The sequence below is a fragment of the Natronomonas gomsonensis genome, assembly GCF_024300825.1.
Classification (GTDB): domain Archaea; phylum Halobacteriota; class Halobacteria; order Halobacteriales; family Haloarculaceae; genus Natronomonas; species Natronomonas gomsonensis.
This window is the reverse complement of sequence record NZ_CP101323.1, coordinates 576867-595860: the sequence shown is the minus strand read 5'-3', so window position 1 is coordinate 595860 and position 18994 is coordinate 576867. Positions and strand designations below refer to the sequence as shown.

The following is an 18994-nucleotide window of genomic DNA, read 5'->3' as shown; positions in this document are numbered from 1 at the left end:
GAATGAGCGCATCACGCCACCCGATTGCGTTACGCCTTGAGCGACAGGTCGGTGAAGGCACGCGCCTGCTTGCGACGGTCATGGCGCTGCCGCTCATCGACGGCATCTTCACGGCGCTCATCGTCGCCGGCGCGGTTTCGGACCTCCTCGGTATGGTCGAGGTCGGGCTGCTCATCTTCGGCGGTAGCGCGACGCTCGCCGTCGTCCTCGCCGAGATGGAGGGCTCCCGACGCGACCGCGTGAAGAACGTCCTGCTCGTCGGCGCAATCGTCGTCCCGCTCGCAGCGGTGCAGGCGACTATCGCCCCGACCATCGCATCCGTGCTCGATATGGTCATCTTCGAGCGTTTCGCCGCACTCGTCATCCTCGCCATCGCGGCGAAGACCGCAAGCGCCACCGTCGGTGAATATCTCCCCCGACCCAGCGTCATCATCGGCCTCGGTCTCGTGGCGAGTTTCCGACCGACCGCCTTCGAGTTCGGCTTCGTCGCCGACCCGATGTTCGTCGTCTACGGCACCGGTGCCGCCGTCGTCGGCGTCGCCTTCGCGCTGGCCGTCGCCGGCCTCGGGCCATGGCTCCGCGGGAACGTGGACATCGACCGCTTCCGCTTCGGGAGCGCGGTCGCGTTGGGTGTCCTCCCGCTGACCATCCTCGAAGTCGGCCCCATCACGGGCGAAGAACCGCTGGCGCTCATCGTCCTCGCGGTCACCGGCCTCTTCGCCTTCAACCCTGAAGGCGCGATGGATGCACCGGCCGATGACGCGGATGCCGCGGCCGCAACCGATGGCGGTGAACCCGACGACCCCTTCGAGGAAGACGTCGAGGACGCCGTCGAACGCGTCGACGACGAGGAATCCACCGCTCCCGGAAGTCCCGAGGGCGACCGCGCCCCGTGGCTGTAAAGCCTTAGGGGCCTCGGCGACACTCCTCCTGTATGGCCGACAACCGCGTCGTCGAGGGTCGAATGGTAACTCCCGGAAAACTCGCCGAACTCATCGAAGGCGAGCGTGTGATGGACGCCGAAGGCATCGAGGACACCGACCGAGACTGTCCCGACTGCGGTGGCGATGTCATCTCGGTGGGCTACATGCCGAGCGTCACCGAGTTCGTCACCGGATATAAATGTCAGGATTGTGGTTGGAGCGAAACCGACCGCTAATCCGGGAGTACCTGTCCCCAGAGGACTTTTTCGAGTAGTTCGACTCGGAGGGGTTCTTCTACCCGAATCTGACAGGACAGTCGCGGATACCCCCAGCGCTCGGCGGCCGCGTCGTGCCACTGCGATGGCTCGGGGGCGGCCTCGATTCGGACACCGCAGGTGCCACACAGTCCCCGGCCGCCGCAGTTCGCAATCCGTGACACCGAGCCATACACCTCAAAGCCCCGCTTGGAAAGGGCGTCTCGAAGCACCGTCCCCCGCGGCACCTCGATGGTCGTCTCGTACTCCCCGTCGATGACGGTCACTGGAACGTGCTCGGTCATACACTCACTTCGGACGGCACAGCCAAAGTCGATGCGCCGAATCGAAACCCCTTTAGGAAGAAGGGAAGTACGGGGAATCGAGGGGACGTGGCCAAGCCAGGCATGGCGGCTGACTCCAGAGGCCACGCGCCCGGTGACGAGACTCCAGACTGATATACCGAGCGGACGACTGATCATCGCTCCGCGTTGACGACCCTCTGGAGGACCGAGGCGCTACACCGGAGATATCAGTAGATCGGGGGTTCAAATCCCTCCGTCCCCATACTCACCTTAAAGAAACTGACCGCGTACTGATATGTGTATGCTGCAGTGAGACTATCAAATCGAACCTATCTGCGAAAATCGTGGGTCGATAAGGAAACCGTCAGAACGACTGCAAGCCGGAATAGATGCTTGAGGAGGCGTTCTCCGGGCCGATTAAACCGTTTGAACGGTGATAAAATCGGTAGAACGCCGTCCAACGGTTTCCCTGACTTATACCTCTCACAGCCGTCGCGTCGAATGCAATGTCAGTCTCAAAAACGATGGTGGCGGTGCTGGCAGTATTGCTCGTTGCTGGAAGCGGTGCCGCAGTAACGGGTCTGGCCCAAACGGATAGCGGCGCGTCGGCGGCGTCCGTATCCGACTTGGAGATGGATGCAACGCTCGATAACGAAACCGTCACGGTGACTGTGACTGACGACGGCACGCCCGTAGAGGACGCCTCGGTCACCGTCGAAGGAGAAGAAGAGGTAACTGTCACAACCGACGCGGAGGGGACCGCGACAGTCAATCAGTCAGCGCTCAGTGAAGACGACGAGTCTCTCGAGGAGCTCGAAGTCGAGTACGAGTCCGACCACGCGGAGGGCGAACTGGAGTACGTCGTTGCGGATGACTCGCTAACCCTCGTCGAAGAGAAATACGAGTACGATGTCGATGGAGGAGAGGACGAGGCGGATGACGATGAGAGCGAGGACGACGAAACCGACGAGTCCGAGGAAGAAGAGGACGATGAGGATGACGATGAATCCGAGGAAGATGACGAAACTGAAGAAGAGGACTAACCGTTTGTAACGTCACCAACTCTACGGACAGGAGGCAGAGTTTTCTCGCCGACTCACTTCATTTTCCCACGTTTTAAGAAAGAAATCAGGCTATCGGCCACTTGTAGAGGCGTTGTTCCCCGTTCCGGTCTCAACTGAATATTATTTCTAAAGAGAGGGAAGGGATGTGCTAAGGTAGAGGGTCAAGATGTGGGCTGGAGACAGTAGGCGTGTCCCGGCGTTTCGACGACGGCTTCGGCGTCGTCGTTCCAGTAGCCGGAGATGTCCGCCCGTTCGGCGTAGTAGATACGGCCATCGTGTGGCACCGCTTCGCTGGTCACGTGGCCGATGTTCCCGACGCGCCAGCGAACGTCGCCGGTGTCCTTTTCGAGGGCGTACAGATTGGTGTCGTAGGAACCGACGAGGACGGCGTCGGCGGTGACGGTGAGCGACCCGATGACGTGTCCACCGACGTACGTCGACCACAGCTCCTCGCCCGTCTCGGTGTCCAGCGCGTGGACGTGTCGGTCGTCGCTACCGACATAGACGACGCCCGAATCGGGGTCGATGCCTGGGTTCGACATGGTGACGGCACCCGTCTCGAAGGACCACTCTTCGCTGCCGTCTTCGAGGTCAAGCCGATAGAAGTAGCCGTCCCAGGACCCGACGAATGCGCCGCCCTCGTAGGTCGGGATGGTGCCCTTGATTTCGGCGTCGGTTTCGAACTCCCAGACTGGTTCGAGGGAGGGGAACTCCCAGCAGTAGCAGACGCCGTCGTTAGAGCCGGTGAGCATTCGCTCGGTGGCGGGGTCGATAGCGGTCGAGGGGTGTGGCATCCCCCAGAGCCTGTCGTCGTGCCACAACGGTCGCCCCGACTCGGCGTCGAGCGCCCACATCGTACCCGAGGGCTCCTGCCAGGGGTAGTTGTACTCGGCGACGACGTAGAGGACGCCGTCCCAGTAGGCGGGGCTGGAGCCGATGGCGATGGCACCGTGAAGCCGCCAGTTTGAGGTTTTCCACACTATCTCGCCGCTCCGGACATCGAAGGCGTACATCGACCCATCGTAGCCGCCGATGTAGCCAGTGTCCCCGACGATGGTCGGCGTACCGTGGAAGCCGAGGCTGGTCGAAGCCCCCGTCTCGGTGGTCCACTGGCGTTCGCCGTCGGGTGTCACGCCGTGCAGTTTGCCGGTGTCGTCGGGGATGATGAGGCGATCGCCGACCGGCGTCGGTCGGGGACTTGATTTCGCGGCCGTGTGGCCGATTTCGTTCATCGGTATCGACCACTCGACGTCGACCGACTGGGGGACGACCGCGTCGGGGTAATACCCCAACCGTCGGGTTCCGCGGCGGAACATCGTCACGTCGTCTCTGGGTGGGTACGTCTGGTCGTAGGGGAGAATCTCGGGTTCGAACGACGACTGCTCACGGTCGTAGCCGAGTCCCGGTAGGCTCGTACAACCGGCGAGGGCGGCGACCGCGGCGGCACCGGCGCCTCCGAGAAACCGACGCCTTCCGACTCGACCACGCCCATTCTGGCGGCCTCCGGATTCGGACATCTGCCGGCGGTTCGACCCGACTCGACATAGATGCCTCGGTTGCCCCATCGAGGCGCACTCAGTACGACGCGGTGCCGGCTTCGATTCGGTCCAGTCCGGCTTCGAGACGGTCCATCGAGTTGGCAAAGGAGAGTCGAAGTCGCCCCTCGCCGGCCGTTCCGAAGCCGCTTCCGGGCGCCAGAACGACGCCGTGTTCCTCGAGAAGATACTTCGCGAACGTGAGGGAGTCGCCCTCGACTTCGGGGTCGAGAAACGCGTAGAAGGCTCCTTCCGGTCTGGGTGCCGACAGGCCGTCGATAGCCTCGATGCGGTCGACGACGTAGTCGCGGCGACGACGGAACGCGTTGTACATCTCCTCGAAGGGGTCCTGTGGGCCGGTGAGCGCCGCGATGGCCGCGTGCTGTGAGACGCTCGACGCACAGGCCGTCGTCGACTCCCGTATCTTCAGTATCTCGTCGACGACGTCCCTATTGCCCGCGAGCCATCCGAGACGCCAGCCGGTCATCGCGTAGGTCTTCGAACAGGACCCGACCGTGAGGACGTGGTCGGGATGGCCGCAGAGCGCTGCGACGCCGCGCGGTTCGCGGTCGTAGGTCAACCCGGTGTACACCTCGTCAGCGATGACGTAGACGCCGTGGTCGGCGGCCGCCTCGACGACCGCCCGAATCGCCTCCGGGTCGTAGACCCGTCCCGTCGGGTTCGAGGGTGTCGTGAGAACGACTGCCGCCGTCGTCGGTCCCATTCGGTCGATGAGTCGGTCGGCGTCGAGGTCGAAGCCGGTTTCGGGCGCCATCGACACCTCCACCGGTTCGCCGTCGGCGAGAAACGCCTGCGTCACGTAGTTGGGCCACGCCGGCCCCGGGTACAGTAACTCCTCGTCCGGCCCGACGGTGGCCAGCGTCGCCAGGTGGAGGGCCTCCATTCCGCCGACGGTGACGACGACCTCCTCGGGGTCGTGTTCGACGCCGTAGTCTGTCGCCATCGCGTCGCATATCGCCCGTCGGCACTCCGGGAGACCGGCGTTGGAGGTGTAGTGAGTGGCTCCCTCGCGGGCCGCGGTCGCGGCCGCCTCGACGACGTGTGCCGGCGTGTCGAAGTCCGGTTCGCCGACCTCCAGGCGGACGATGTCGCCCTCCGTCCGGGCCGCGAGGTCGTACATGACGCGAATCTGTGAACGCTCTGCTCGCCGGACCCGGTCGGTCGGTTCGTGCATGGCGATTCCTCGAACCGGGCGTAGTAAACTCGCACGTTCCGTGGGTCTGAAATCAGTTCGCTTCGTCGAGGATTTCCTTCAGGCGGCTTTTGCCCAACTCCTCGATGAGGACGGAGAGTTCGAGGATTTTCTCTTCGCCCAACTCCTCGACCAGCGCCTCTATCTCGTCGGGAGTGAACGTTCGTGCGAGACTCGCCATCGTCTCGACGACCTCGGCCGTCCGGTCTGCGACGTCCGACGACGGCGCTACCGTCAGGGGCCTGTTCACGAACTCCCCGTCCTTGTAGTAACAGAACCGGAGTTGGTTCTCGTCGCTGGACTCCGGAGTGACGATTTGGACGACGCCGTAGCCGTCTTCCCACTCGTCGACTTTCTGCTCCAGCAGCGTCCTGTATCTCATCGTCCCAACGGTTCGAGCGTATGTGATTAAGCGTTTTCGCTTGGAGATATCTTGAATCCACCGGGCTGAAAACAATGTCGTAGATTTCGAACGACTGATGGGCTGAATCAAGAGATACATTCTATTCAAAAGTTAACTTCTCAAGTACCTCACTAACTAAAACGCTTGTGTACATAAGCGATAGAATTTGTAAAAGTAGTCTCTCCGTGAGTGAGTCAATACCGAATAAGGGGTTTAGCCTAACAATCGCATGTCCCGAACTATCCAATAACAAATTTAACTATGTTATTTCGAGTCGCCCTTGACGGAGTCAGAACGGCCGAATACCGGAGGAGGGAGCGGCGGTTCCTCAGAACGACTCGATGCGACGGTCCGCCTCGACGTTCGCTGCGTCTTCGGGCAGCAACGCGACGACGAGATACTCGCTGTACCCCGCGACGTACTCGACGAGCGTCGCGATTCGGTTCGCGTCGATGGCCTCCAAGGAGTCGAGAACCATGAACGGAACGGTCTCGTACACTTCGTGGGCCAGATAGCCGGCGAGTGCGAAGATGAGTCCCGTCACTTCGCGTTCGCTCTCCGAGAGGTGGTCGACGGTGTCCTCGTAGGTCGTCCCGGACTCGGTCTGTCGAATGATGTGTAAATCGAAGACGCTCTTGGTGACCTTCCGACGCCCCTCCCGCACTCGCTTCTCCGTTCGCTCCAGCCAGATACGGGCGAGGTTGTCGTACTCGAGACGGTCCAGAACTGTCTCCATGTGTTCGTTGAACGCCTCGATTGCCTGCTGTTCGATGCGTTCGATTTTCGTTCGCAACTCCTGAATCTCCTCCGAAACCTCGTCTTTTCGGGCTTCGAGTTCGGCCTCCCCCTCAAGCCGCTCTTCGATGGTCTCGATGTTGTCCTCGACGCGTTCGAGGTCGGTTTCGAGGGTTCCGAGGTCGTATTCGAGCTGATTGGCCTCCTTGTGGAGGTCGAGGACCTCCTCGTAGGAGTCGTCTTCGAGTTCTTCGATTTCCCCTTCGACGGTCTCGATTTCCTCGCGGAGGTCTTCCCGGCGCTCGGAGAGCCGTTCGATGCGGACCTCCGTCTCCTCGATTTCGTCTTCGAGTTCCCGTTTGCGGCGGTCGAGGCGTTCACGCCGGCGCTGTTGGTCCTTTCGGTCCCGGCGCTTCCCCTTCAACTCCTCGAGCTCGTCGTCGATGTCGTTGATTTCGCTGACCGTCTCCTGACTTAGACTTCGCAGTTTTTCGATGGTCGACTCGATTTGAGCGGCGTCGACTTCGCTCCCGCAGGTCCAACACGTCACGCTGTCGTCGGGGAGGAGTTCGTCGGTTACGCCCTCGCCATCGCGGTCGCCGTCACGGAGGGCATCCGATACCTCGTCGCCGGACTCCTCGAGCATCTCCTGATTGAACCCGATGACGCTCTGGAGTTCGTTCAATTCGGACTCCAGACTCTGTTTCCGGGTCCGAAGCGTGTCGATTCGGCTCTCGATTTCCTCTAAGTCACCCGCCGGCGTCTCCGGGAGTTCCTCGTACTCCGACTCGACGTCCTGTTTTTCGGCCCGAAGCGACTGGAGGCTATCCTCTTCGGTCTCCAGTTCGTACCGGACATCTTCGAGGTCCGAACGCGTCTCGCGCAGTTCCTCCAGTTTCGCCTCGAGTTCGGCCTGTTCCTCGCGGCTCTGTTCGACGTCGGCGTCCTTGGATTCGATTTGCTCTTCGAGCGCTTCGAGTTCCGACGTCGTCTCCTCGATTTGGTTTCGGAGACGGGTGCGCTTTTCTTCCAGCGACGGCAGTCGGTCCTTGAGCGAGTCCAGTTCGTCGATTTCCTCGGAGAGGTTCCGCCGCTCCTCGACGAGTCGATCGATTTCGGCCTGAATCTCGTCGGTGTCGACGGGTCGCATGATGAGGTCACGGAGGTCCGCATCGGTCACGACGGCCCGGCGGGCTTCGTTGGACTCCAAGAGAAACGCAAAGAGGTCTGCGACCGTGGGGTCATCGAGGTAGGGGTCGCCGCTGGTCTGTACCGCTTCGTTCCGGCGCTGAAGCGTCCGCGTGTACGTTTCCTCACCGATGGTCAACTCCACGTGGGCCTCCTCGGCGTCGCCTTTCATCGAGACGTTGTCGCTTCCGAGTGCGGCCATGATGGCCTGCAGCAACGATGTCCTGTTGGTGGCGTTGCGGCCCGCCAGCACCGTCACCCCCGGCTCGAAGTCGACTTCGGCCTCGTCGATTCCTCCGATGTTACGGACCGAAATTCGGCTACCCGTTTCGGTCTGCTTCGTACTCATATACCCGTGCAATCGATTGAATCACATATCAAGGTTTGGGACCCGTCAGAAATCGAACGGGACGACGACAGTCACTCCGAAGCGCAGTTACAGCCACCGCGGTCGAACAGTTCGAGAACGTCGAACTGGGTGTTGCAGTCCTCACAGATGACCTGAATCTCCGCCAGCGTCCGGAACTCACCGAGCGTGAGGTGGCCACCGTCACGGAGCTGTTCGAGTTTTCCCTCGGTGACCGAAACCATCCGTCCGCGCAGTTTCTGGACGTTCGTCGCCTCCCGCTCCAGTGGGTCGGTCTCGGCGGGCGTGTACTCGGCGCCCCGGTACTCCTTGAGATACGTCCGAATCGCCTGATACGTGACGAAGTCCTGTTGTAGGGCGTCGACGTCGACGCCGTCGCGTTCGAGCCGCCGTTGAATTCGCGTTGATTCCGCACTGCTCACGTCGTCGTCCGTCAACAGCCGGTAGGTGTTTTCCAGTTCCCCATCGAGGTGTTGGACGTTCGCCGCTTCGAGGGCCTCTCGGAGGAGTTCCTGATTGAACTGTGCGGCCAACTCCCGGAGGCTGCTCCGGTCCTCGTCGGCGGTCCAGCGCTGTTCGAGTTCCGCGCCGAGACCCTGGAGGTCGTACTCCTCGATGAGCCGGGCGACCTTGCTCCGCCGGCCACGCCCGGACCCCGATGTGTCGTCGGACTGGTCCATATCCACCTCAACGGGAGTGGGCTGGTTGTACCTTTCGTCTCGTGAACAGAACACCTGTATCGGACCGATACGCGGCTGAACGACGATACTTCCTCCGCCACACAATAAATCTCGCTTATGGACATAAGCGGGAAACATTGGTATAGAATTGTGAGGATGGTAGCTCGAGATGGGGTTCTCACTACGCTGGAAATGCGGAGCGTGCTTTATCCGGTCACGTTCTACACCGAACACGATGAGTCCCGACGAGGGGGACGCTTACGGTGGTGTTCCACGCAGCAGACTACGACCAACTGCAGGCGGCGATCGGCGAACTCCGCGAGCGATTCCCCGAGGTGGACATCAAACGGTTCGTTCGGTCCCCGACCGACGACCAGCCACGGGACACCGTCTCCGTAAACCGCAGCAAACTCACGGCGCGCCAACTCGAAGTGGTGGAGACGGCTTACGAACGGGGCTACTTCGAGCGCCCGTGTCGGGCTAACGCCACCGAAATCGCGGCCGACCTCGGTATCAATCCCTCGACGTTCAGAGAACACCTCACCGCAGCGGAGTCGAAAATCCTCGTCGACGTACTGTGACGGTCGAACGCGACCGGCGCGGGGGGTAATAAACGTGCCCGGATACTGTGGGTGTGGGTTCCTGCCGCCGGCCGGTGACAGAATGACGTATGAGCCAGTCATCGAAATCGTTTCCGAGCGACGGCACCGACCGGTCGTCCCAGTGGATTCGTGCAGTCGACGCCGAACCGGCGAAACAGCGGCTGCTCGATGCGCTCGACGACCGCGGCTGTCGTACGATTCTCGATGCGACGAGCGACGAGGTGCTGTCCGCAAACGAGGTCTCCGAGACCTGTGACCTCCCGCTGTCGACGACCTATCGGAAACTCGATCTGCTCACCGACTCCGGACTGCTCGAAGAACGGACTCGAATCCGGCGGTCCGGAAAACACGCGAGTGAATTCTATCGAGCGGTCGAGGACGTTCTCGTCTCCCTCGACACCCACGGCGGGATTTCACTGCGGATGATACACCGCGAGAACACCGAGGAAGTCGTCACGATGGTCCCTCGTTGAGCGGTGGTTCGGTCCCAGACCTCAGGAACTCCTCACAAAAGAGTTATTCACCTCGATGTACGCGTCCAGCGACTCTCGGAGCGACTGCCCGACAGTTATTCGAAGTCGCGAGGCTTCTACTCCCTCCAATCATGAAACCCTACAACGGACTGTACGAACGGTTTTACCGAGGGGAACGTGATTTCACTCGAAGACCGACTCCCCAGTGAAGCGGTCGTAAACGCAGTTTCCGACATCGAGGATTCGGATGTGACGGACCTACCGCCGTTGTACGGCGCTATCGACACCGACGCATTGGACGCCCTCTTCACCGGAGACGCCGCCACAAGCGTCACGTTCGAGTACAGCGGATACACGGTCACCGTCGAGGATAACGAAGTCGTCTTCGTCCAACAGTAAACGAACGTCCGACTCACTACGCCGGGCTGATTCTTATCCGCTGAGAATCGGGGAGGTGGACTTGCCCACCCAGACCGAAGCGATAGTATGTACGAGAGAATCCTCGTCGGAACCGACGGAAGTGAATCAGCGAACTGCGCGATAGTCCACGCACTCAAGCAGGCGGAGCGACACGACGCCACGCTCCACGGTATCTTCGTCGTTGACACGACTCGCTACGACGAGCCGGCGCTGAGCAGCGACGAGTTGGTGACCGACGAAATCGAGGACGTGGGCCGGGAGGCCCTCGAAGCGCTCGAACAGCAGGCCCGTGACCTCGACATCGAGTTCGTCCGGCGGTCCTGTCACGGGAGGCCACACGAGGAAATCATCAGCTACGCCGACGACATCGACGCCGACATGATAGTGCTCGGCTACCAAGGGCAATCACACACCCAAACGGACACCATCGGAAGCGTGACCGAGCGCGTGGTTCGAAGCGGCGTTCGGCCCACGTTCATCGCCTGACGGATTCGTCGGAGATATTAGCCAGAGATAAAATTATTTTACAGTTCAGAAGAGTTTGTCAGCATGGAAGTCGACTTTGAGTGCGTCTGTGGCTGCCGAGTCTCCGAGTTTACGCGGGGTGGGACCTCGAAGAGTACCTCTACTGAGTGTCCCGACTGCGAGGCTGTCTGGACCGTTACAATCACGAACATCCGCCCTGGCGATACGGAGGCCTGACCGTACCGTCCACTCCGTTCGGACATACCACGACCGCTCTACGGGTTCGAAACGGTGGCGAAGACAGGGACCTGCCATATCGGATTTCCTGCCCTCGCCTACGAAATATCCGCTAGCAAACGAAAATAGCACTGTCGCCGGACATTGCCCATGTTTTATCTCTGCGGCCGTATCGTGGCGCTCGCGGCCGTGGCCGCGAGGCGACCGGGGTGGCGGGGGGACGAAACGTTTTTTCGCCCCCGCCGGGACTCAGTTGTCGTATGGGGGGAGACTCCGAGGAATCCGACGAACCCGACGAGGACGGCGGGGTCTCTCGACGGATCGTCGTCGGAACCGGCCGTGGACTCGACAAGCGTGACCGCTTCGAGACGCGAAAACACATCAGCACGGACTGGGATTTACAGAAACTCTCGTTGCTCGGCCCGATTCTGTGGAGCGTCGTGTTGGTGGTCTTCATCGCCGGAACGGTCTGGTACGTCGCTTTCTCCGCTGGCGGTTACCTCGATTTGGTTCTTGGATTACTCGGTGACCTCGCGTCGTTTCGGCTTCCGGAAATAAACGCGTTCGCCCGGTCTCGAAGCCTCGAAGTCGTCTCCGTGCTCGCGGTGACCGCCTGGATTGCGCCCCGCGTCGTCGCCTTGGTGCGTAAGGAGGTCGCGAACATACGCGAGAAGGCGTTGGCCGGCCTCTATCAGGTCCGACACCTCGGCGTCCTGTTGGATATCGACACGTGGTCGAATCACAACTACTGGCACCCGTTTACCTCCCATTTGTCGGACCGCGACCCGCTCGTGATGTTGGCGAACGCCGACCTCGATGCGACCGTCAGCGGCGTCTTCACCGACGTACCGTACTACCGGAACGTGTTCGTCGACAGCGTGTACGTCACCTTCGATTCGCTGCCGGACCGGACGACGCGACTGGAGTTGGAATGGTTCGACTGGCGACTCGCCTACCCGCGGCGGTACGTCCTCGGGGCGGCCGTTCTGCTGCTCGTCGTCACTCGATTCCCGGCGACCATCGGCGTCGTTCCGGCCCTCCCTTCGGTGCCGTGGTCGACCCTGGAGTTGGGCGCCCTCTATGGGCTCTCCGGTTACATCGTCGTGACGGCATTCACCGACTACGTCGGGTTCCGGCGACGGTTCTTCGGCAACTCCGCCGGCTTTTCGGAGTACGGCCTCCTCCAGAGCACGGAGAAGTCGACGCTGTTCGACGACGAGGCGAAGACGGTCGACCGACTCGGCAACTCGCTGGCCGGCTACGGACTGTTCTACGTCAGCGAGTTCCTCTGGAGCGTCGTCGGCCGCGACCGTTCCTATCGCGTCGAGAACGCCGTCGAAGCCGACGAGGACAACCGAGAAATCGCCGCCGAGGCGGGGACGGAACTGCTGGAACGTGCGATACCGACGCCGACCACCGCCGAGACGGAAGACGACGGCAACGACGAACCCATCGAGATGCGCCTACAGGGCGTCGATTACCTTCGGCAGGACGTCCACCGACGGCGACTGCTCGAACGTGTCCCGGGCGTCGGCAAGCGCTACGGTCGCTCGGTCGGCGAGGGCAACGACCGAGGGTTGGACCACGCCGGCGCGAAACGCGGCGTCAGACTTCCGGTGAAGCGATTCGTCAGCGTTCCACACCCGTTCTTCGCCGATTACAACCTCGAAACGAACGACGAGTTCCCGTTTTACTTCGACCGGACCTGGGACGAAGACGAGACGCACTACCTGCTTTTGGGTGGCGCAGAACACCAAGAGGCGCTCGTGAAGTTCATCCAGTACCTCCGTTCGCCCGACGGGGCCGGCTTCGAGAACGTCGACCTCATCGAGAACGCCTTCACCGACGAGGACGACCTCCAGTTCGTCTCGGAGTACTTCGTCTCCTCGGTACTGCGCGGCGACGACGATTTTCGCGGCTCCCGCGACGAGGACGGCAAGGTGTTCCTCGTGTTGCGGCACCACATCGACGACGACCGAATCGTCCACGTCGTCTACGGAATGGGCGCCCTCGAGAGCAAGATGGCGTTTCTGTTCTGGCTGGACTCCTTCCCGGAGGCCCCCTACGACGACGACGTGCTGTATCGGGTCCGGTATCGGGACAACGTCGACGACGTGGGGCGTCTGTACGCCGACCCCTCGTGGCTGAACGACCCCACAAAGTCGGTCACGTTCGACTGGCAGACCGACACCGAAACGCCCGTCGTCGAGGGCGGAGAATCGACGCTCGACTGCCGACAGATAGACGTGGAGGTCCGCTTCGAAGATGGCGATGAATGACCACATCCCGCCGGCGTACGACGACCGTGTCTTCTACTACGCGGAGCGAATCGTCCACGACACGGCGGCCGGCGAGTGGGACGTACACGTCGACCCCGAGAACTGTCTCGTCGCCCTGAGCGACGGGGTGAACGAGCGGTTCGGGACGGCGTTGCCGACCGTCGACGCGCTCGTCGACGAACCCATCGAGCGTCACACCGCGGGTGACCGCGAGATATACGAGGGGCGACTGCTGTTGGGGGCGGGCGTGATTCCGATGGTCGGCGACGACCTCGTGCTCATCTTCAGGGATGCCGACGCGCCGGCGGACCCGCTTCGGTGGACCGGTGCCGACGGCCGCGTCGACGCCACCCCCACGCGAACGGCCTTCGAGGAGTTCCACGAGGAATTGCTGGTGTTTCGGGCGGGGACTCCGGTGTACGTCGACGTACCGGGGGCGCCGCCGTTGCGGGACACCTACACCGAGACGCTCCGAGCGAACGGTTACGAGGTTCTGGACCCACTCCCGACCGTCGAGGGGACGGTGCCGGAGCGCTACCGCAAGTCGTTCGAACCCGTTCGGACTCACTTCGGCGAGGAGCGAACGACTGGGTCGTTTTTCGTCGACTGGAACCCTGAAGCGGGCAGCCTCGAAGCCGCGAAAGTCGTCGCCATCGGGGAAACGAACCTCACCTTCGCCGACGGGGAGTTCGACCGCTGTGTCCAGCGATTTCCTCTCGAGATGGCCGCCGGCCGCCCGGCGGAGATGTACGTGAGAACCGTCGCGGCGTTTCTCGAACATGTCAGCTAACGCTGCGGCCCTGAATCGAAACGCTACACCGTCGCCGAATTTATATTAGTTGGGGGAAACTGCCGAATTATGGACGAGAAGCGCGCAGTGGTCGCCCTCTTCGGTGTTGCCGTGGCCGCAGTCATCGCCTACGTCGCCTACCGGTTCATCGCCGCACTGACCATAGCCGTCTTCCTGTACTACTCGACGCGCGGCTTCTACAAGCGACTCGCTCGGCTTCGACTCCCGAAGCGGGTCCGTGCCGTCACCGCAATCTCGGTGCTAGCGTTGCCGCTCATACTGCTCACCAGTTACACCGTCGTGTTGCTCGTGACCGAACTCCAGACATTCATGGACCAGTCTCCACTCATCGAGACGACGGCGAGTAACGTCTCGTGGCTGCAGGGGTTGGAGGACCCACCGGAACTCTCACCGAGCGGGCTGTACGAAGCGTACCAGAACGGCCGATTCGACGCCATCATCGGCTTTCTCTCCGACAACGCCTCCTTCCTGACCAGCGCCATCTCCGGGTTCTTCCTCAACCTCCTCATCGTCGTCATCGTCACCTACTACCTGCTCATCGACGGCTCGAAGATTCACGCGTGGTTGTTGCGCTTCGACGACGACGCAATCGTCCGTGAGTTCCTTGAGGACGCGGACGCGGAGTTGGAAGCCGTCCTCTTCGGGAACCTGCTCAACGTCATCGCCATCTCGATTATCGCCATCGCCTCCTATCTCGCGTACAACGCCGTCGTTCCGGCCGCCGTCGAGGTTCCCTACCCCGCCCTCGCCGGTGCTCTGACTGGCATCGCGAGTCTCATCCCCGTCGTCGGCATGAAAATCATCTACATCCCACTGGCCGCGGCGACGGCGCTGCCGGCCGTGCTCGGAGGCGACACCTCGTTGCTCATCTACACTGTCGCCTTCCTCGTCGTCGCCCTCGTCGTCGTCGACACCATCCCCGACCTCGTTCTCCGGCCGTTTTTGAGCGGCGAAAAAACCCACGTCGGCCTGCTGATGCTCGCGTACATCCTCGGACCGGTCGTCTTTGGCTTCTACGGCCTGTTCTTCGCGCCGATACTGCTCGTGTTGGGGCTGACGTTCGGCGACATCGCGCTCCCGCGACTCCTCGGCGCAGAGCCACAGGACGACGGCCTGCCGGATGGACAGACCGTCCTCGACGAGTTCCGAACCTGACGGAACGGCGTGTCGGATGAAATCTTGTGCATTATAAGTCAGCCTCGCGTGGGGATGAACGACTCCGGACCGACTCGGCTCTCGCTGCAGGCGTCCAATCCTCGCCCGGCCGTGAGTGGGTCGGCATCACTCACAAACCATGAAACGACAATCTCTCGGTGCGATTGCGGCGGCCGTCTCCCTGACCGTCCCGTGGCTCGTCATCTGGATACTCACGACGGTCCTGCCGAAAGTCGCCTCGTTGGTGGGCGTTCAGTACAGCCCTCCGACCGTCCTGCTGAACCTCCCGACGCTCGCGATAGTCGGCATCAGTGGGCTGTCGGTACTCGGTGCAGCCTTCCTGTTGGCGTGGGGCGCCGAAACCGCCGAGAAGGACGTTCCGCGGGCCTTCGCCATCGCCGTGTTGGCAGTTCTCGCCGTGGCCCCGGAGTACGCCGTCGACGCGCTGTACGCCTGGAACGCCGGGCAGTTCGCGGGCACGCCACGCGGCATCGAAGCCGGCAACCTCGCCGTCGCGAACATGACCGGCGCGAACCGCATCCTCATCGGTATCGGGTGGGCCGGCATCGTCCTGTTCAGCGTCTACCGGAGCGGGTCGACGGCGGACCCCGCAATCGAGTCGCGGCCGGGGTTTCTGGCCGACACCGTCCAACTCGACCGCGACCTCAGCCTCGACGTGGTGTTCCTGCTCGCTGCCACGGTGTGGGCGTTTCTCGTCCCGGTTAACGGCGGCATCGACATCCTCGATATGGCCGTCCTCGTCGGACTGTACGTCACCTACATTGCCGTCATTCTCCGAGGAGACGTCGACCCCGAGGAGGAACACGTCGGCGTCCCCCAGTACCTCCAGTCGTATCCGAAACCGAAACGCGTCGCGACCGTCGTCGCGCTGTTCGCCTACTCGGGGTTGATGATATTCACGGCCGTCGAGCCGTTCGCCCACGGCCTCGAAGAACTCGGCACCGAAATCGGCGTCCCCTCGTTTTTCATGATTCAGTGGATTGCGCCGCTGGCCTCCGAATCTCCGGAACTCATCGTCGTCGCCTACCTCGTGAACAAGGCTCGTTCGACGGCGGGGTTTAACGCGCTCATCTCATCGAAACTCAATCAGTGGACGCTGCTCATCGGGACGCTCGTCGTCGTCTACTCCCTCGGCCTCGGGCAGTACGGCCCCCTGATGTTCGACCAGAAGCAGGCCGGCGAAATCTGGCTGACGGCCGCCCAGTCGTTCTTCGCTATCGCCTTGCTCATCAACTTCGAACTCTCGGTTCGGGAGGCGCTTGCGCTTCTGTTCCTGTTCAGTTCGCAGGTGCTCTTGGAGTTCTCACTGATACGCGGCTACGTCGAAGTTCCGGTGACCGACTACGAACTCCTCCTCGGGTTTAGCGCCGTGTACATCGTCCTCGGGGTTGGCCTGTTCGTCTATCGAAGAGAGGAGTTCCAGTATCTCCTTCGACGGACGGCCGGCACGGTGAGCGATGCCATCTCCGGCACCGAAACGCAGCCCAAAGGCGCCGACGACTAACTACTGAATGTAGGAGGGTTCCTCGGCGTCGCAGTTGGCCTCGTGTTGCTTCGCGTCGGATTGGTCGTCGAACAGCAAACCGCACTTCTCACACTCGTACCACGTCGACCCGTCCCGTTGTGTGGTCGCGACCATACTCGATATTGTGCCGTGGTAACGTATAGTCGTTTCTCCGAGCGGGTGCCGGCGGAACGGTAAAGCCGCCGGCGGCCTCACGGTCGGGTATGGACCGGCGGGTGTCGCTGACTGTGAAGGGGGCCGAGAAGCGAGACGCGGGGCGGGGCGTCGCCCGACTTCCCGAATCGGCCCGGCGGGCGCTCGGCGTCCTCAGCGGCGACACCGTCGTCATCGACGGCGACCGCCCGACCGTCTCGAAAGTGTGGCCCGCGAGCGGCGGCGACGGGGTCGTTCGCATCGACGCCGACACCCGAGCGAACGCCGGCGTGAACATCGGCGAGACGGTGACCGTCCGGCCGGTTTCCGTCGCCGAAGCCAATCGAGTCGTCGTCGAACTTCCCGTGTCTGTCGACGATGAACTGCTCGATGCCGTCGCCACGGACCTCCGCGACCGTCCCGTTCAGGCCGGCGAGCAGGTCCGTCTCGAACGACCCGGCGTCCGCGCGACCGTCGTCGAGACGACACCCGACGGCACCGTTCGCGTCACCGACCGGACAAACGTCCGCGTTCGGGAGGTCCCCGATAGAGGCGCCGACGTGGACCGAACGCCCACTTCCGACGACGCCGGTGGAACCGACGGCGAACTCGCGCCGACGCCCGAACCGACCTCCGAGGCCACCTACGAGGACATCGGCGGTCTCGACAGCGAGTTAGAGCAGGTTCGGGAGATGATAGAACTCCCCCTCTCGGAGCCGGGGTTGTTCCGAAAACTCGGAATCGACCCGCCGTCGGGTGTGCTGTTGTACGGTCCGCCCGGCACCGGCAAGACCCTCATCGCCAAGGCCGTCGCAAACGAGGTCGACGCCCACTTCGAGGTCATCGACGGCCCCGAAATCGTCTCGAAGTACAAGGGCGAAAGCGAGGAAAAACTCCGGGAGACGTTCGAACGCGCCGTCGAGAACGCCCCCGCAGTCGTCTTCATCGACGAAATCGACTCCATCGCCGGGACCCGCGACGAGGACGCCGACATGGAAAACCGCGTCGTCGCCCAACTGCTGACGCTGATGGACGGCCTCGATTCCCGCGGGCAGGTCATCGTCATCGGTGCGACCAACCGCGTCGACGTAATCGACCCCGCGTTGCGCCGGGGCGGCCGCTTCGACCGCGAAATCCAAATCGGAGCCCCCGACGAGACCGGCCGCCGGGAGATACTCGACGTCCACGCCCGGGGGATGCCGCTCGCCGACGACGTCGACCTCGATTATCTGGCCTCCCGCACTCACGGCTTCGTCGGTGCCGACATCCACTCGCTCGTCACCGAGGCCGCGATGCGTGCACTCCGGGACCGCGAGGAGCGCGAGGAACTCTGCGTCACCGCCTCGGACTTCGAGGCAGCGCTGGCCGCCGTCGACCCCTCCGCGATGCGGGAGTACGTCGCCGAGACGCCACACGCCACCTTCGAGGACGTGGGCGGCCTCACGGATGCCAAACAGATACTCACCGAGGCTGTCGAATGGCCGCTGTCCTACGGCGCGCTGTTCGAGGCGACCAACACCGACCCTCCTTCGGGCGTCCTTCTCTACGGCCCGCCTGGCACCGGCAAGACGCTTCTCGCCCGCGCGCTCGCCGGCGAGAGCGACGTGAACTTCGTCAGCGTCGCCGGGCCCGAACTCATCGACAAGTACGTCGGCGAAAGCGAGAAGGCCGTCCGGGAGGTGTTCGACCGCGCCCGACAGGCCGCTCCGTCGATAATCTTCTTCGACGAAATCGACGCCGTCGCCGGGGTCCGGGGCGATTCCAGCGAGGCCGCCGAGCGGGTCGTCTCCCAACTGCTGACGGAGTTGGACGGTCTCACCGACAACCCCAACGTCGTCGTCATCGCGGCGACGAACCGCCGAGAATCACTCGACCCCGCGCTGTTGCGGCCCGGGCGACTCGAGACCCACGTCGAAGTTCCGGACCCCGACGAGGCCGCCCGTCGCGAGATTCTGGCCGTCCACGCCCGCGGGAAGCCGCTCGTCGACGATGTCGACCTCGACGACCTCGCCGCCGACACGGAAGGATTCTCCGGCGCGCAACTGGAGGCACTGCTCCGTGAGGCCTCGATGCGAGCGATTCGGGAATTGGCGACCGACCTCGGACCCGAGGAAGCGACCGAACGGGCCGAGGAAATCGAGATTCGAAGCGACCACGTCGAGGCGGCCTTGGGGTCGATTCGCCGTGCCGAACGCGGTGGCTGAGAC

General features: G+C 62.6%; 18 protein-coding genes, 1 tRNA gene and 1 pseudogene. 13 read left to right on the top strand and 7 right to left on the bottom strand.

The window, feature by feature from the left end:
• Positions 1–2: 2 nt before the first annotated feature.
• Together NMP98_RS03325 and NMP98_RS03320 are read left to right on the top strand one after the other, a co-directional pair.
• Entirely contained in the window at positions 3–902 is a 900-nt protein-coding gene (locus NMP98_RS03325; RefSeq protein WP_254860141.1) for a DUF5794 domain-containing protein, read from the top strand.
• A gap of 32 nt (positions 903–934) precedes the next feature.
• Positions 935–1159: a DUF5795 family protein gene (locus NMP98_RS03320; RefSeq protein WP_254860140.1), complete on the top strand. Its 225-nt coding sequence runs from the start codon at positions 935–937 to the stop codon at positions 1157–1159.
• Here NMP98_RS03320 and NMP98_RS03315 read toward each other — a convergent pair.
• Positions 1156–1482 carry a 2Fe-2S iron-sulfur cluster-binding protein gene (locus NMP98_RS03315; RefSeq protein WP_254860139.1) on the bottom strand — a complete coding sequence of 109 codons (327 nt, stop codon included), beginning with the start codon at positions 1480–1482 and terminating at the stop codon, positions 1156–1158. The genes NMP98_RS03320 and NMP98_RS03315 overlap by 4 nt on opposite strands.
• Before the next feature lie 81 nt (positions 1483–1563).
• Between NMP98_RS03315 and NMP98_RS03310 the strand changes: the two genes are divergently transcribed.
• Together NMP98_RS03310 and NMP98_RS03305 are read left to right on the top strand one after the other, a co-directional pair.
• A tRNA-Trp gene (locus NMP98_RS03310) sits at positions 1564–1744 on the top strand.
• A gap of 244 nt (positions 1745–1988) precedes the next feature.
• Entirely contained in the window at positions 1989–2525 is a 537-nt protein-coding gene (locus tag NMP98_RS03305; RefSeq protein WP_254860138.1) for a hypothetical protein, read from the top strand.
• Positions 2526–2707: 182 nt separating this feature from the next.
• Here NMP98_RS03305 and NMP98_RS03300 read toward each other — a convergent pair whose 3' ends face one another.
• From NMP98_RS03300 to rdfA, 5 genes are all read right to left on the bottom strand, one after another.
• Positions 2708–4063, bottom strand: a complete 1356-nt coding sequence (locus tag NMP98_RS03300; RefSeq protein WP_254860137.1) for an outer membrane protein assembly factor BamB family protein — start codon at positions 4061–4063, stop codon at positions 2708–2710.
• Between the two features lie 58 nt (positions 4064–4121).
• Positions 4122–5276: a pyridoxal phosphate-dependent aminotransferase gene (locus NMP98_RS03295; RefSeq protein ID WP_254860136.1), complete on the bottom strand. Its 1155-nt coding sequence runs from the start codon at positions 5274–5276 to the stop codon at positions 4122–4124.
• A gap of 52 nt (positions 5277–5328) precedes the next feature.
• Positions 5329–5676, bottom strand: coding sequence for a DUF8109 family protein (locus NMP98_RS03290; RefSeq protein ID WP_254860135.1), 348 nt, complete (start codon positions 5674–5676; stop codon positions 5329–5331).
• A 349-nt stretch (positions 5677–6025) separates the two neighbouring features.
• Positions 6026–7969, bottom strand: a complete 1944-nt coding sequence (locus NMP98_RS03285) for an archaea-specific SMC-related protein (protein ID WP_254860134.1) — start codon at positions 7967–7969, stop codon at positions 6026–6028.
• Positions 7970–8040: 71 nt separating this feature from the next.
• Positions 8041–8667, bottom strand: coding sequence for a rod-determining factor RdfA (gene rdfA / locus NMP98_RS03280; RefSeq protein ID WP_254860133.1), 627 nt, complete (start codon positions 8665–8667; stop codon positions 8041–8043).
• A 248-nt stretch (positions 8668–8915) separates the two neighbouring features.
• On the opposite strand from rdfA, the pseudogene NMP98_RS03275 reads away from it, so the two are divergent.
• From NMP98_RS03275 to NMP98_RS03240, 8 genes and pseudogenes are all read left to right on the top strand, one after another.
• Positions 8916–9248, top strand: a pseudogene (locus NMP98_RS03275) (helix-turn-helix domain-containing protein); the annotation flags it as partial.
• Between the two features lie 89 nt (positions 9249–9337).
• On the top strand, positions 9338–9742 hold the full coding sequence (locus tag NMP98_RS03270) for a winged helix-turn-helix domain-containing protein (protein WP_254860131.1): 405 nt from the start codon (positions 9338–9340) through the stop codon (positions 9740–9742).
• A gap of 177 nt (positions 9743–9919) precedes the next feature.
• A complete protein-coding gene (ddfA, locus tag NMP98_RS03265) occupies positions 9920–10141 on the top strand; it encodes a DdfA family disk-determining factor (protein WP_254860130.1) in 222 nt (73 codons plus the stop codon).
• 87 nt (positions 10142–10228) lie between these two features.
• Complete coding sequence (locus NMP98_RS03260) at positions 10229–10648, top strand: universal stress protein (RefSeq protein WP_254860129.1); 420 nt, start codon at positions 10229–10231, stop codon at positions 10646–10648.
• Between the two features lie 476 nt (positions 10649–11124).
• Positions 11125–13143 (top strand): hypothetical protein, encoded by a 2019-nt coding sequence (locus NMP98_RS03255; RefSeq protein WP_254860128.1) that lies wholly within the window; start codon positions 11125–11127, stop codon positions 13141–13143.
• Entirely contained in the window at positions 13130–13933 is an 804-nt protein-coding gene (locus NMP98_RS03250) for a hypothetical protein (protein ID WP_254860127.1), read from the top strand. Before NMP98_RS03255 ends, NMP98_RS03250 begins: the two co-directional genes overlap by 14 nt.
• Positions 13934–14002: 69 nt before the next feature.
• On the top strand, positions 14003–15109 hold the full coding sequence (locus tag NMP98_RS03245) for an AI-2E family transporter (RefSeq protein ID WP_254860126.1): 1107 nt from the start codon (positions 14003–14005) through the stop codon (positions 15107–15109).
• Positions 15110–15248: 139 nt separating this feature from the next.
• Positions 15249–16634, top strand: a complete 1386-nt coding sequence (locus NMP98_RS03240; protein ID WP_254860125.1) for a calcium:cation antiporter family protein — start codon at positions 15249–15251, stop codon at positions 16632–16634.
• On the opposite strand, the gene NMP98_RS19415 is transcribed toward NMP98_RS03240, so the two are convergent.
• The gene (locus NMP98_RS19415) at positions 16635–16769 is read right to left on the bottom strand and encodes a DUF7128 family protein (protein ID WP_268105580.1); all 135 of its coding nucleotides are present in this window, start codon (positions 16767–16769) and stop codon (positions 16635–16637) included.
• 89 nt (positions 16770–16858) lie between these two features.
• Between NMP98_RS19415 and NMP98_RS03235 the strand changes: the two genes are divergently transcribed.
• Positions 16859–18991, top strand: a complete 2133-nt coding sequence (locus NMP98_RS03235; RefSeq protein ID WP_254860124.1) for an AAA family ATPase — start codon at positions 16859–16861, stop codon at positions 18989–18991.
• Positions 18992–18994 lie beyond the last annotated feature (3 nt).